This is a genomic window from Hymenobacter armeniacus (assembly GCF_014699055.1).
GTDB classification, from domain to species: domain Bacteria; phylum Bacteroidota; class Bacteroidia; order Cytophagales; family Hymenobacteraceae; genus Hymenobacter; species Hymenobacter armeniacus.
This window is the reverse complement of the sequence record NZ_JACXAC010000001.1, coordinates 592,111-606,232: the sequence shown is the minus strand read 5'-3', so window position 1 is coordinate 606,232 and position 14,122 is coordinate 592,111. Positions and strand designations below refer to the sequence as shown.

The 14,122-nt window shown below is 63.2% G+C and carries 15 protein-coding genes; 14 read left to right on the top strand and 1 reads right to left on the bottom strand.

The features are described from left to right. Positions 1 to 12: 12 nt before the first annotated feature. Positions 13 to 840: a 16S rRNA (adenine(1518)-N(6)/adenine(1519)-N(6))-dimethyltransferase RsmA gene (gene rsmA / locus IC234_RS02640; protein WP_190922270.1), complete on the bottom strand. Its 828-nt coding sequence runs from the start codon at positions 838 to 840 to the stop codon at positions 13 to 15. 178 nt (positions 841 to 1,018) lie between these two features. Here rsmA and IC234_RS02635 point away from each other — a divergent pair, with 178 nt between their 5' ends. The 14 genes from IC234_RS02635 to IC234_RS02570 all read left to right on the top strand — a co-directional run bounded on the left by IC234_RS02635 (position 1,019) and on the right by IC234_RS02570 (position 14,071). Then, positions 1,019 to 2,401, top strand: a complete 1,383-nt coding sequence (locus IC234_RS02635) for a TSUP family transporter (protein ID WP_190922269.1) — start codon at positions 1,019 to 1,021, stop codon at positions 2,399 to 2,401. Between the two features lie 159 nt (positions 2,402 to 2,560). Further along, complete coding sequence (locus tag IC234_RS02630) at positions 2,561 to 4,021, top strand: leucyl aminopeptidase family protein (RefSeq protein ID WP_190922268.1); 1,461 nt, start codon at positions 2,561 to 2,563, stop codon at positions 4,019 to 4,021. A gap of 47 nt (positions 4,022 to 4,068) precedes the next feature. Further along, on the top strand, positions 4,069 to 5,103 hold the full coding sequence (pdxA, locus tag IC234_RS02625) for a 4-hydroxythreonine-4-phosphate dehydrogenase PdxA (RefSeq protein WP_190922267.1): 1,035 nt from the start codon (positions 4,069 to 4,071) through the stop codon (positions 5,101 to 5,103). Between the two features lie 92 nt (positions 5,104 to 5,195). After that, the gene (locus tag IC234_RS02620) at positions 5,196 to 5,729 is read left to right on the top strand and encodes a YceD family protein (RefSeq protein ID WP_190922266.1); all 534 of its coding nucleotides are present in this window, start codon (positions 5,196 to 5,198) and stop codon (positions 5,727 to 5,729) included. 70 nt (positions 5,730 to 5,799) lie between these two features. Continuing rightward, positions 5,800 to 6,030 carry a 50S ribosomal protein L32 gene (gene rpmF, locus IC234_RS02615; protein ID WP_190922265.1) on the top strand — a complete coding sequence of 77 codons (231 nt, stop codon included), beginning with the start codon at positions 5,800 to 5,802 and terminating at the stop codon, positions 6,028 to 6,030. Positions 6,031 to 6,144: 114 nt separating this feature from the next. After that, positions 6,145 to 7,086 carry a phosphate acyltransferase PlsX gene (gene plsX / locus IC234_RS02610; protein ID WP_190922264.1) on the top strand — a complete coding sequence of 314 codons (942 nt, stop codon included), beginning with the start codon at positions 6,145 to 6,147 and terminating at the stop codon, positions 7,084 to 7,086. A gap of 149 nt (positions 7,087 to 7,235) precedes the next feature. Next, entirely contained in the window at positions 7,236 to 8,249 is a 1,014-nt protein-coding gene (locus IC234_RS02605) for a beta-ketoacyl-ACP synthase III (protein ID WP_190922263.1), read from the top strand. Positions 8,250 to 8,394: 145 nt separating this feature from the next. Next, on the top strand, positions 8,395 to 8,958 hold the full coding sequence (efp, locus tag IC234_RS02600; protein WP_190922262.1) for an elongation factor P: 564 nt from the start codon (positions 8,395 to 8,397) through the stop codon (positions 8,956 to 8,958). A gap of 120 nt (positions 8,959 to 9,078) precedes the next feature. After that, a complete protein-coding gene (gene accB, locus IC234_RS02595) occupies positions 9,079 to 9,561 on the top strand; it encodes an acetyl-CoA carboxylase biotin carboxyl carrier protein (RefSeq protein ID WP_190922261.1) in 483 nt (160 codons plus the stop codon). A gap of 126 nt (positions 9,562 to 9,687) precedes the next feature. Continuing rightward, the gene (gene accC / locus IC234_RS02590) at positions 9,688 to 11,031 is read left to right on the top strand and encodes an acetyl-CoA carboxylase biotin carboxylase subunit (RefSeq protein ID WP_190922260.1); all 1,344 of its coding nucleotides are present in this window, start codon (positions 9,688 to 9,690) and stop codon (positions 11,029 to 11,031) included. Between the two features lie 171 nt (positions 11,032 to 11,202). Beyond that, positions 11,203 to 11,517 (top strand): hypothetical protein, encoded by a 315-nt coding sequence (locus IC234_RS02585; protein ID WP_190922259.1) that lies wholly within the window; start codon positions 11,203 to 11,205, stop codon positions 11,515 to 11,517. A 91-nt stretch (positions 11,518 to 11,608) separates the two neighbouring features. Next, on the top strand, positions 11,609 to 12,016 hold the full coding sequence (locus IC234_RS02580) for a hypothetical protein (protein ID WP_190922258.1): 408 nt from the start codon (positions 11,609 to 11,611) through the stop codon (positions 12,014 to 12,016). A gap of 95 nt (positions 12,017 to 12,111) precedes the next feature. Beyond that, a complete protein-coding gene (locus IC234_RS02575) occupies positions 12,112 to 12,513 on the top strand; it encodes a hypothetical protein (RefSeq protein ID WP_190922257.1) in 402 nt (133 codons plus the stop codon). Positions 12,514 to 12,676: 163 nt separating this feature from the next. Beyond that, the gene (locus IC234_RS02570) at positions 12,677 to 14,071 is read left to right on the top strand and encodes a dihydrolipoamide acetyltransferase family protein (RefSeq protein WP_190922256.1); all 1,395 of its coding nucleotides are present in this window, start codon (positions 12,677 to 12,679) and stop codon (positions 14,069 to 14,071) included. Positions 14,072 to 14,122: the final 51 nt, after the last annotated feature.

Sequence of the window (14,122 nt, the reverse complement as noted above, 5' to 3'; positions counted from 1 at the left end):
TGAAAAGTGGAATTATTCCGAAAGGTCGTTCAGGCTGAGGTCTGGCAGCGCCGCGCTCAGGCCCGCATTGTGCTGGCCGATGCGCTGCGTCAGTCCCACAAAGTCGGCCACGCTCAGCGTTTCGGCGCGGCGCTCAAAGATGGCGTCGGTGGTGGCCTCCGGCGGCAGGCCGAAGGGTTTCAGGGCGTTGCGCAGGGTTTTGCGGCGCGTCTGAAACGCCTGCTTCACCACCCGAAAAAAAAGCTTCTCGTCGCAGTCCAGCTGCTCGGTGGCGTTGCGGGTGAGGCGCACCACGGCCGATTCCACCTTGGGCGGCGGGTTGAAGACGTGCGGCGGCACCGTGAACAGGTAATCAATCTGGTAGTAGGCCTGCAGCAGCACGCTCAGGATGCCGTAGGTTTTGGAGCCGGGCGGCTCGGCCAGGCGCTCGGCCACTTCCTTCTGAATCATGCCCACCACCTCGCGCACCTGCTGGCGGTTGTTGAGCACGGCAAAGAAAATCTGGCTGCTGATGTTGTAGGGAAAGTTGCCGATGATGGCCAGCGGCTGGCCGGGAAACAGCTCGCTCAGGTTCTGCTTCAGAAAATCGGTGGCAAAAATGCGGTTGTCCAGCGCCGGGTAGTGCTGCTGCAGGTAGGCCACCGACTCGGTATCGATTTCGACCACGCTGGTCTGGTAGGCCGGGTTTTGGAGCAGGTATTGGGTGAGTACGCCCATGCCCGGGCCGATTTCCAGCACCTCGCGCACGCCGTCGGGCAGCTGCAGCGCGGCCACGATGTTGCGGGCAATATTGGGGTCGGCCAGAAAGTGCTGGCCAAGGTGTTTTTTGGGTCTTACCACGAAGAAAAGCCCCGCGGCTTGGGGCGCGGCAGCGGCGCAAAGGTAGCAGCCGCGCCGGCCGGTGCCCGGCGCCAGCCGGCCTTGGGGCCCCACCTCCCGCCCTGCGAGCAATCCCAAACCGCCACCGCAACTTTTCCAGTTGATATTTACACTCGATATTGTGCTGCACAGCTTCCTTATGGACCATCCTCTTCCGGCGCCGCAGGCCGCCGGGGCCGCTGGCTCCGGGGCGCCGCCGCAGCCCCCGCTACCGGTTTTGCTGCAAATGGCCCACGTTCGGGTGTTGCTGGCCGGCGGCGGCCCGGCCGCGCTTGAACTGCTTACCGCCCTCCTGCACAACGCCTCGGCCGCGATGGTCACGGTGGTGGCCGCGCCCCTGCTGCCCACGCTGCGCGAGCTGGCCAGCCGCCACGGCGGAGTGCGGCTGCTGGAGCGCCCGTTCCAGGAAACGGACTTGGCAGGCCACGCCCTCGTTTTCGCGGCCACCGACGACCCCACCCTCAACCGCCGCATCAGCGCCGCCGCCACCGGGCGGGGCATGCTCGCCCACGTGGCCGGTGCCCCTGCCGAGAGCAGCATTTACTTGCCCACTTCATCCCAAGCAGGTGAAGGACAAACCACGCTCGCAGCCGCCCCCTCCCGCGCCCAGCGCGCAGCGCCGCAACGGGCCCTCGGCCCGGCCTACGAGGCCCCGGCCACGGCCTACTGGCGGCGCATGGCCACGGGCTCGCTGGTAGCGTTTGCGGGGTTCATTCTGCTCAACATTCTGTCGTACTACGTCACCTGGCCGCAGGCGGTGCAGTGGCTCACGTCGTCGGGCACGTTCTATGCGTTTGTCGCGGTGGGGTTCGTCGCGCAGCTCATCGACGGCGTGCTGGGCATGGGCTACGGCGTGGTGTCGGCCATCAGCCTGATGTCGTTGGGGCTGAATCCGGCGGCGGTCAGCGCCAGCATTCACACCGCCGAGATGTTTGCCAGCGGGGCCTCAGGCTACCACCACTACCGCTTCGGCAACGTCAACAAAAAGCTTTTCCGGGTGCTGCTGCTGCCCGGCATTGCCGGCTCCATCAGCGGGGCTTATCTGCTCTCGCGCTTCGGCGAAGAATACGCCGCTTGGGTGAAGCCGCTGCTGGCCTTGTACTTGCTGGTGCTGGGCGTGCGCATCCTCACCCGCGCCTTCGGCCGCGCCGACCGGCGGCGCAAGGTGAGGCACGCGGGCTGGCTGGCCGGCGCCGGGGGCTTCCTCGACTCATTTGGCGGGGGCGGCTGGGGGCCGCTGGTCACCAGCACGCTCATCACCAACGGGCGCACGCCGCGCTACGTCATCGGCACGGTGAGCATCACCGAGTTTTTTGTCACGTTTGCCAGCGCGTTCACGTTTTTCGCCATGCGCGGCCTGTCGCACTGGCAAATTGTGGCCGGGCTCATCGTGGGCGGCGTGGCGGCGGCGCCGCTGGCGGCCCGGCTGGCGGGCCGCATGCCCACCCGCTGGATGTTTATAGGCGTGGGCCTGATGGTCATTGTGTGGAGCCTGTGGGCTTTGCGCAAGGTGTTCCTTTGAGGGAGCATTCGGGAGGCAACGTGTAACGCACGGGCGCATCGGCTTACAGCCTCTCGCCCGCACGCCGAGCCTACAAGTCCGGCCGCCTGGCCTTCCACTAACGCGGTTGCGATGTCTGCGGCTACCTTAGCAGCCGCATTACTTCAGCTTCGCACGTTCATGTCCCTCGTTCTCACTCACGCCACATCCGCTCCGGAGCGTGCCACCCAGGTATTTCTTCTGCCCGCCGGCACCTCCGCCCTGCCCGCCGACGCGGCCGGCGACCTCTCGGCCGAAGCCCGGCAGTACGTGGCCGCCGCCCTGGCCGACGACCAGAAGCTCGTTCACCTCAACCACTTCAGCCACCACCACTATTTCGTGGTGCTGGCCGATAAGCCCACGCCCGCCCAGGTGGCCGAAGCCCTGCGCCGCAGCGGCCACGCCCTGCACACCCAGCTCAAGGCCGAAAAAGTAGCTGAGGTGTTCATTCACAACCTCAGCGACGTTCCCAACGCCGGCCTGCTCCTGGCCGAGGGCCTGGCCCTGACAGCCTACCGCTTCGACGGCTACAAAACCGATGACAAGTCGCGCCAGGCCCCGGCCTTGACCAAGGTCACGCTGGTAGGCGAAGCCGCCACCGCCGCCCAAATCGCCGAGCTCGACGGCCTGCTGCAGGGCGTGATGCTGGCCCGCGACCTCGTCAACGCCCCGCTCAACAAGCTGAACGCCGTGCAGCTGGCCGAGCGCATTGCCGAAGCGGGCGACCAGGCCGGCTATACCACCGACATCCTCGACCTGCCCAAAATCGAAGCCCTGCGCATGGGCGGCCTGCTCGCCGTCAACCTGGGCTCGCCCGAGCCGCCCACCTTCAGCATCCTCGAATGGAAGCCCGAAGGTGCCAAAAACGAAAAGCCCTACGTGCTGGTGGGCAAAGGCGTGGTGTTCGACACCGGCGGCCTCAGCCTCAAGCCCACGCCCAACAGCATGGACATGATGAAGTGCGACATGGCCGGCGGCGCGGCCGTGGCCGGCACCCTCTTCGCCCTGGCCAAAAACAACGCCCCGCTGCACGTCATCGGCCTGGTGCCCGCCACCGACAACCGCCCCGGCGGCCTGGCCTACGCCCCCGGCGACGTCCTCACCATGCACAGCGGCCTCACGGTGGAAGTGAAAAACACCGACGCCGAAGGCCGCTTGCTCCTGGCCGACGCTCTGAGTTTCGCCAAGAAATACGACCCCGCACTGGTTATCGACCTGGCCACCCTCACCGGCGCCGCCGTGCGCGCCCTGGCCACCGAAGCCTCCGCCTCCATGGGCACCGCCGCACCTGCTACCATGCAACAGCTCAGCGACGCCGGCTACGCCGTGCACGAGCGCCTGGTGGAGTTTCCGCTCTGGGACGAGTACGCCGACCACATCAAGTCCGACATCGCCGACCTCAGCAACCTGGGCAAAGGCGAAGCCGGCCACATTTCGGCCGCCAAGTTTCTGGAGCGCTTCATCGAAGGCTACCCCTGGATTCACCTCGACATTGCCGGCCCCGCCTACCTCACGGCCGCCGAAAGCTACCGCGGCAAGGGCGGCACCGGCGTGGGCGTGCGCCTGCTGTACGAGTTTCTGACCAATCAATTGGCTGATTAACAATAGAGCGGCCATGCTTTGCATGACGTTCTTCCCCTACTAACGCAATGCCCCACCAACTCCCCCGCCTCGGCTTTTCCGTGGGCGACCTTGCCGGAATCGGCCCCGAAGTCATCTACAAAACATTGCTCGACGAGCGCCTGCTGAAAATCTGCACGCCCGTCATTTACGGCACGGCCACGGCGCTGTTTGATGATTTCCCCACTCCGGCCGACGCGGAACACCTCACCATGCGCCAGCTGCGCGACGCGGCCGACATTGCCCCCGGCCGCCTCAACGCCGTGACCTGCTGGGAAGAGGATTTCGTGCTGGCCCCCGGTCAGCCCTCGGCCGCTACCGGCGCTGCCGCCCGCGAAAGCCTGCTGGCCGCCAGCCGCGACCTGAAAGCCGGCAAGCTCGACGCCCTCGTCACGGCGCCCATCAGCAAGGACAACACCCAGGCCGACAACTTTCGCTACCCCGGCCACACCGAGTTTCTGACCAGCTTCTTCGGCGCGCCCGAGAGCCTCATGTTCTTGGTGGACGAGGACGCGGGCCTGCGCATTGCCACCGTCACCGGCCACGTGCCGCTCAAAGACGTGCCCGCCAAGCTCACCGCCGAGCTGCTGCGCACCAAAATCACCCTGCTGCTGAAGTCTTTGAAGCAGGATTTTGGCATTCTAAAACCCCGCATCGCCGTGCTCGGCCTCAACCCCCACGCCGGCGAAAACGGCTTGCTGGGCAGCGAAGAAGGCGACCTGGTGGTGCCCGTCATTCAGCAGTTTGTGCAGGAGGGCCACCTCGTGGTAGGCCCCTTTCCGGCCGATGGCTACTTCGGCACCCAGCAGTTCCGGCAGTTCGACGCCACGCTGGCGCTCTACCACGACCAGGGCCTCATTCCCTTCAAGCTCATGGCCTTTGAGCGCGGCGTCAACTTCACGGCCGGCCTGCCGGTGGTGCGCACCTCCCCCGACCACGGCACCGCCTACGGCCTGGCCGGGCAGTACAAGGCCGATGAGTCCTCGTTCCGAGCGGCGGTGTACCTGGCCTGCGACGTGTGGAAACAACGCTGGGAGGCGGCCCAACCCCGCTCCGCGCGCTAGCGTAGGGAGGGGTTGTTGGAGAGAAAGTTGGCCGTGTTTTTTGGCAAAAAGGCGGATTTTCACTACTTTTGCCCCCTGCTATCCAGCCGACCGTGAAAAAAGAAAGCAAATACGACATCAATCTCGTCAAACTGGCGCTGAAAACGCACCACTTTGAGTTCGAGCTGGGTCCCGACTTTTTCGCCCTGTTTGAGGAGCCGCTGGTAGAGCAAGGCCACCTGCACGCCGACGTGGAGCTTATCAAAACCGAGCGCCTCATTACGCTCAACTTCCACATCACCGGCACGGTGCGCCTCGTGTGCGACCGCAGCCTCGACGAGTTCGACCAGCCGCTGGACATTGACGAGCAGCTGCTGGTGCGCTTCGGCGACGAGAACAAGGAGCTGGACGACAACGTGCTGCAAATCACGCCCGACACCCAGACCCTGCCGCTGGCCCAGCACCTCTACGACTACATCGGCCTGGCCCTGCCCATGAAGAAGCTGCACCCGCGCTTCCAAAACGAGGAGGACGATAACCCCGACGCCGAAACCAAGCTCATATTCACGACCCGCGACGAAAACGAGGGCCCCGACGACGACGAGCCGGCCGACCCGCGCTGGGCCGCCCTCAAAAACCTGAACTGAATCCGTCAGCGCCCCGAGTCGCTCCCCAACTCATCACTCAAAAACTTAATCCTCTAAATTTCCCCTTACAATGGCTCATCCTAAGCGCCGCACCTCTTCCGCCGTTCGCGACAAGCGTCGCACGCACTACAAGCTGACCCCTAAGGCCGTGACGTTGTGCCCCAACACGGGCGAGCTGCACCTGCGCCACAAGGCCTACGTGGTCGACGGCGACCTGTACCACAACGGCCAGCTGGCCATCAAAAACTACACGAAAACGACCGCAGCCCCGGCTGCCGACGCCACCGGCGACGACGAATAAGCGCGTTTGGTTGTTACTTCGCGGCCCTACGGTCCGGCTTCGCTCTTTTTATAAGCCAGCGGGGCCGGACTTTTGGTAACTACTCTTTCCGCTGACCATCCAAACACCTCGTACATGAAAATAGCCCTCGACGCAATGGGCGGCGACTTCGCCCCCCAAGCCGCCGTGGCGGGTGCCCTGCAGGCGGCCGAGCAGCTGGCCGGCCGGGCCACCATCGTCCTCATTGGTCAGGAAGATGCCGTGCGGCCCTTGCTGCAGGCCGCGGGCCCGGCCGGTGCCGCCCTCGAGTTTGTGCCCGCATCGCAAATCATCGACATGGGCGAACACCCCGCCCGGGCCTTCCAGCAAAAGCAGGACTCCAGCATTGCCGTGGGCTATAAAATGCTGTTGGCCGGCGAGGTCGACGCGTTTTGCTCGGCCGGCAACACGGGCGCCATGCTCGTGGGCGCCATGCTCACGGTGAAAGCCGTGCCCGGCGTCATTCGCCCGGCCATTGCCAACTTCGTTCCCAAGCTCAAGGACAGCTTCGGCATTCTGCTCGACGTGGGCGCCAACGCCGAATGCAAGCCCGAAATGCTGGAGCAGTTCGGCGAGCTTGGCTCGCTGTACGCGCAGTACGTGCTGGGCATCGCCCACCCCAAAGTAGGCTTGGTGAACCTGGGCGAGGAAGAGGGCAAAGGCACGCCCCTCACCCAAGCCGCATACCAGTTGCTGAAAGCCAACCCGCACGTGCAGTTTGTGGGCAATTTGGAAGGGCGCGACATGTTCAACGACCGCGCCGACGTGATTGTGTGCGACGGCTTCACGGGCAACATCCTGCTGAAAATGGCCGAATCCATCTACGAAATGATGGAGGAGAAGCACATTCACGACCCGTTTTTCGACAAATTCAACTACGAGGCCGTGGGCGGCTCGCCCATCCTGGGCATCAACGACAACGCCATCATCGGGCACGGCCGCAGCACCCCGCTGGCCATCTGCAACATGCTGGTGCAGGGCTTCAACATGGCCGAATCGGGCATTGTTGACCAAATAAAGGCTACTTTTAAAACCTGACCCGTGCCCCGCGGTGGTGAAAAAACCTCCGGCTCCGGCCGGATTTTTTTTACCTGCCGGCCGGCTCCGCGTCCGCGCCTGCCGCGAAGGCCAGGGCCATTTTCGGCCCCAATACCTAACTCTCGCTTGCCCCGCCTACTTTTGCCCGTATGAAGATTACTGCTGCCATCACCGGCGTGGGCGCCTACGTGCCCGATTATGTGCTGACGAATGCCGAGCTGGAGAAGCTGGTGGACACCAACGACGAATGGATAATGTCGCGCACCGGCATCCGGGAGCGCCGGATTTTGAAGGGCGACAACCAAGGCACTTCCGTGATGGGCATCAAGGCCGTGCAGAACCTGCTCGACAAAACCGGCACCCACCCCGACGACGTGGAGCTGCTGATTTGCGCCACTACCACGCCTGACATGCTGTTTCCGGCCACGGCAAACATCATTTCCAACAAGGTGGGCATCACCAAGGCCTTCAGCTACGACATGAACGCGGCCTGCTCCACGTTCCTGTTTGCGCTGGCCACCGGCGCCCAGTTCATTCAGGCCGGCACCTACAAGAAGGTGATTGTGGTGGGGGCCGATAAGATGTCGTCCATCGTGGACTACACCGACCGCGCCAACTGCATCCTGTTCGGCGACGGCGCCGCCGCCGTGCTGCTCGAACCCAGCACCGACGGCTTCGGCATCCTCGACCAGGTGCTGCGCACCGACGGCAGCGGCGAGGCCTATCTGCACCAGAAGGCCGGCGGCAGCCGCCGCCCGCCCTCCCACGAAACCGTGGACGCCAAGGAGCACTACATCTACCAGGAAGGCGCCACCGTGTTCAAGTTTGCCGTGAAGAGCATGGCCGACGTGGCCGCCCAGGTGATGGAGCGCAACCACCTCAGCAAGCACGACGTGGCCTGGCTGGTGCCCCACCAGGCCAACAAGCGCATCATCGACGCCACCGCCAACCGCATGGGCGTGGGCCCGGAAAAGGTGATGCTCAACATTGACCGCTACGGCAACACCACCAACGGCACCATCCCGCTGTGCCTGGCCGACTACGAAAGCCAGCTGCGCCGCGGCGACAACCTGGTGCTGGCGGCCTTCGGGGGCGGCTTCACCTGGGGCTCCATCTACCTCAAATGGGCTTACGACGGCGACAACGTCGCCGCGGGTAAGTAACTGAAAGCCGTTAGCTTTGTAGCTGCTGACGGCTTTCCCTTTTTTCAGCAATCAGAACGCTGACGGCTTTCTCCGGCTTCGGCTAAACAGAATTCCCCACCAACAAGCCAGTGGCTTCCGGCCATTTGCTTAAAAGCTTAACCCCATGGCATCAACCGCCGACTTCCGCAACGGGCTCGTTCTCAACTACAACAACGAGCTGCACGTCATCACCGAGTTTCAGCACGTGAAGCCCGGCAAAGGTCCCGCCTTCGTGCGCACCAAAATGCGCAACATCAAAACCGGCCGCACCATCGACAACACCTTCAACGCCGGTGTGAAGGTGGAAACGGCCCGCGTGGAGCAGCGCCCGCACCAGTTCCTCTACAAGGACGACTACGGCTACACCTTCATGAACAAGGAAGACTTCGAGCAGGTGGTGCTGCCCGAGGAGATGGTGCCCTTTGCCGACCTGATGAAGGAAGGCCAGGACGTGACCATCCTCATGCACGCCGAAACCGAAATGCCCCTCACCGCCGAACTGCCCACCACCGTGGACCTGGTGGTGACCTACACCGAGCCCGGCCTGCGCGGCGACACCGCCACCAACACCCTGAAGCCCGCCACGGTGGAAACCGGCGCACGCATTCAGGTGCCGCTGTTCATCGACGTGGACACCAAAATCCGCATCAAAACCAGCGACTACAGCTACGTTGAGCGCGTGAAGTAGACTTTTTTCTAAGCCGTCGGCTAGTGGCCAGGACCTGCATGCGGCCCGGGCCATTGGCCGACGCTCTAACATATAAGCTAATAGCTAAAAATGTCAAACTCGCCCAAAAAGGACGCCTCCATGAAAGCCAAAGAACTGCAAGAGCTGCTTGATTTTATCGCCAAGTCGGGCCTGAACAAGGTGAACATTGAGACCGAAGAATTCAAGATTTCGGTGCAGCGGGAGCCCAATACCAAGCACGTGATGAGCGCCGCTCCGGCCGCTGTGCACGCGCCCGCCCCGGCTCCGGCCGCAGCTCTGGCCCCGGCGGCCGCTGCCCCGGCCGCCGCACCGGCCGCTGCCGCCCCCACCGAAGCCGCCGGCGGCAACTTCAAGCCCCTCAAGGCGCCCATGATTGGCACCTTCTACCGCAGCAGCGGCCCCGATGCGCCGGCGTTTGTGCAAGTGGGCGACATGGTGGAGAAAGGCCAGGTCATCTGCATCATCGAGGCCATGAAGCTGTTCAACGAGATTGAGGCCGAGGAAAGCGGCCGCATTGTGAAGGCCTTGGTGGAAAACGCTTCGCCGGTGGAGTACGACCAGCCGCTGTTTTTGATTGAATAGTTGCCCCAATTTGTCATCCTGAGCGGAGCGAAGGACCTTATCACCGACGAGCGGAAAACGTTCTCACTTGATAAGGTCCTTCGTTCCGCTCAGGATGACAGTTTTTACACCTGACATCCCACCCACATGTTCAAGAAAATACTCATCGCCAACCGGGGCGAAATTGCCCTGCGCATCATCCGCACCTGCAAGGAAATGGGCATCAAAACGGTGGCCGTGTACTCGACTGCCGACAAGGAAAGCCTGCACGTGAAGTTTGCCGATGAGGCCGTGTGCATTGGCCCGCCCGCGTCGAAAGACAGCTACCTGAGCATGCCCAACCTGATTGCGGCCTGCGAAATCACCAACGCCGACGCCATTCACCCCGGCTACGGCTTCTTGTCGGAAAATGCAGAATTTTCGCGCATCTGCGCCGAAAACGGCATCAAGTTCATCGGGGCCTCGCCCGAGATGATTAACCAGATGGGCGACAAGGCCACGGCCAAGGACACCATGAAAAAAGCCGGCGTGCCCTGCGTGCCCGGCTCCGATGGCCTGCTGGAAAGCGCCGAGCAAGGCAAGAAAATCGCCGCCAAAATCAAATACCCCGTGATGCTGAAGGCCACGGCGGGCGGCGGCGGGCGCGGCATGCGCGTCATCAATTCGGAAGACGAATTCCAGAAGGCCTGGGACGACGCCCGCACCGAGTCGAAGGCGGCCTTCGGCAACGACGGCATGTACCTGGAGAAGTTTGTGGAGGAACCCCGCCACATCGAGATTCAGATTGTAGGCGACCAGTTCGGCCACGTGTGCCACTTGTCGGAGCGCGACTGCAGCATCCAGCGCCGCCACCAGAAGCTGGTGGAAGAGTCGCCGTCGCCTTTTATGACCGACGCCCTGCGCGAAAAAATGGGCGCGGCCGCCATCAAGGGCGCCAGCAGCATCGGCTACGAGGGCGTGGGCACCATCGAGTTTCTGGTGGACAAAAACCGCGACTTCTACTTCATGGAGATGAACACCCGCATCCAGGTGGAGCACCCCGTGACGGAAGAAGTGGTGAGCTACGACCTCATCAAGGAGCAGATTAAAGTAGCCGCGGGCATTCCGATTTCGGGCAAAAACTACTTCCCGCAGCTGCACGCTATGGAGTGCCGCATCAACGCCGAGGACCCGCGCCACGGCTTCCGCCCCACCCCGGGCAAGATTACCACGCTGCACATCCCCGGCGGCCACGGCGTGCGCGTCGATACGCACGTGTACGCCGGCTACACCATTCCGCCGAACTACGACTCGATGATTGCCAAGCTCATCACCGTGGCCCAGACCCGCGAAGAGTGCATCGTGAAAATGAAGCGCGCCCTGAGCGAGTTCGTGGTGGAAGGCGTGAAAACGACCATCCCCTTCCATCTGGCGCTGATGGACGACCAGGATTTTAAAGCGGGCAATTTCACCACGAAATTCCTGGAGACGTTTGACTTTTCGGTGGTTTAACCCAATCGGGTTGTTAACAACTACGCCCGGCCTTTCGAGGTCGGGCGTTTTATTTTTGCGGTTGTTTGCATGCGCGTTTTATCAGTCTTGACATTGCTTCTGCGCCGTCACTTTATGGCTCGATTCAGGTATCCGTTTTTCACAAGCGCGCTGTGGGCATGCGTTGCGCTGATGCTTACCGCCTGCGATGCGCCGTGCACCGGCAGCATCGAAACCACGGTGCTGTATGCGAAGCCCGGACCGAAAGGCGTAGGCCGGCGCATTTACGTGGACGTGGTAAACAAACCCGACCTGGGCATTAAGCAAACCTTACTGTACGAGGGCAAGGAGTTTGGTACGTTCGCGCACGTTGTCATCATCAACGACCCCACCAACCGCTACGCTTCGAACCGCAGCATTTGCTTCTCGAAGTATCAAACGGCGCCGGCCGCAACGGGCGGGGACCTCGCCGAGCAGGGAATTCCCAACATCTCGGTCAGCGAATAAATTGTGGTGGGATTTGGCCGGCGCGCTTGCAACTACCGGGCGTAGCCAAAGCTCTTGAAAAGAGTTTTAACTGCGCTTTTTCTCCTCCCCAATGAAAGCTCCCTTGCTTCTGCTGCTCCTGTTGGTGGGCTTTTCCATGCCCGGTCTCGCCCAAGGCCGCGACACCGTTTTTGCGGTGCACAAGCTGTTTCGGGAGAAACGCGGCAGTGGCGAAGGATGGACGGCCACGGGCCTCACTGCCACCGCGGGCACGGCAGTAGGGAATCCGCTTTACGCTGCGCCACAGCCCAATGGCAGCGACGTGGCGTCGGCCGCCGTGCTGGGCGGGGTGCCCCTGGCGGTGGGTTTGCTGCAGTTGGGCCGCTACAGCCCGGCCCGCGAAGCGGAAGTGCTCAAGCTTTACGCGGAAGGCTGGGGTTTGCCGCGCGATATCCGCCGCAAACTGCGGCGCCGGCATTTCCACCACACGGCACGAGACCATTCTGCGCCGCAGCAGTAAGCCCGCAAGTGTCTCTGCCTGCTAACCGCCAGCCTACTTGGGTTCCTACGGTGGCGTAAGCGGCGGTTATTCGGTCCACATCTTTGTTTTTTACGATGAAGTTTCTAATCCTTCTGGTGGTGACGTTAGCGGCTCCTTTGCACGGGGCCCGGGCCCAAACGGCGGCACCGGCCGGAGCACCGCGCCCGCTTGATAATGCCCCGAGTGGCCGAAGGCCAAGCGCATTGCTGCTGGACAGTGCGAACCGGGCGTCGGGCTGGCGTTTCGCCAGTTCTCCAATGCCGGCAGTCGTCGATGAAGCTTCCGGGGCTGTCCGCTTCCGGATTGTGGTGGATAAAAACGGGCGCATTGAAAGCGTGGTGCCCGTCAGCAGCTCCGTCTCGAAACGGCAAGAGGAGCTGTGCCGGGAGGCGTTGCTGAAGGTAGCTTTCGAGCGAACGGGGACGTCGCTGGGCCGGACCACTGGCTACTACACGTTCACCATCACCGTGAGATGAAGTGGCAGCCAGCCGCTTAGCTCGCGCTTCGCCGCCAGTGGGGCGATGCTGAAGTTCGCCAACGCCTCCGGTGCCGTGCGCACCGGAGGCGTTGCGCTTTCTGGCTACCTTTGCGGCTCTAAACTCCCACCCCACCCTATTACCAAAATACTCCTCCTTACCTATGGCACGAGTGGAAATGACGATGCCCAAGATGGGCGAATCCATCATGGAAGGCACCGTCCTGAAATGGCTGAAACAAGTTGGCGACACGATTGAGCAGGACGAATCGGTGCTGGAAGTGGCCACCGACAAAGTGGACACCGAAGTGCCGGCCATCCACGCCGGGGTGCTGCAGGAAATTCTGGTGCAGGAAGGCCAGGTAGTGGCCGTGGGCGCCCCCATTGCCGTGGTGGAAACCGATGCCGCCAGCGCCGGGGCCGCCGCTCCTGCCGCCGCCGCTCCTTCCAGCAACGGCCAGCACGCCGAGGCCGCCGCAGTTGCCGTGCCGTACCTGCCCGAGCCCCACGACCCGCAGGCGGCCCAGCAGGCCGCGTCCGTCGCCGGTGCCGAGCACCAGCCCGGCCGCTTCCTCTCGCCCCTGGTGCTGAGCATTGCCCGCGAAGAAGGCGTGAGCATGACCGACCTCGAATACCTGCCCGGCACCGGCAAGGAAGGCCGCGTGACCAAGAAAGACATTCTGGACTACGTGGCCGCCGGCAAGCCGTCGTTTACGGCGGCTGCTTCGGCACCGGCTGCGGCGGCGCCCGCCGCTCCTGCGCCGGCCGCCGTGTCGGCGCCGCAGCCGCAGGCCGCGCCCGCGGCCGCGGCGCCCGCCGCAGCGTCCAAACCCGCGCCCAGCGTGAGCGGCGGCCAGGAGCTGATTGAGATGGACCGCATGCGCAAGATGATTGCGCAGCGCATGGTGGACTCGAAGCGCATTTCGCCGCACGTCACCAGCTTCGTGGAGGCCGACGTGACGGACATCGTGAACTGGCGCAACAAGCACAAGGACGCCTACAAGAAGCGCGAGGGCGAAAACCTCACCTTCACGCCCATCTTCATTCAGGCCGTGGCCCGCGCCATTCAGGACTTCCCGAACATCAACGTGTCGGTGGACGGCGACTACATCGTGAAGAAGCGCGACATCAACATTGGCGTGGCCGTGGCCCTGCCCTCGGGCAACCTGATTGTGCCCGTCATCCACAACGCCGACCAGCTCAACCTCAACGGCCTGACCAAGAAGGTGAACGACCTGGCCAACCGCGCCCGCATCAACAAGCTCACGCCCGCCGACCTCGAAGGCGGCACCTACACGCTGAGCAACGTGGGTTCGTTCGGCAACGTGATGGGCACGCCCATCATCATGCAGCCGCAGGTGGCCATCATGGCCGTGGGCGCCATCAAGAAGAAGCCGGCCGTGATTGAGACGCCGCAGGGCGACCTCATCGGCATTCGTCACTTCATGTTCCTGAGCCACAGCTACGACCACCGCGTGGTCGACGGTTCGCTCGGCGGCATGTTCGTGCGCCGGGTGGCCGACTACCTGGAGCAGTTCGACCCGAACACGGCGATTTAAGCAACCCAATTTGTCATCCTGAGCACAGCGAAGGACCTTATCACGCCAGGA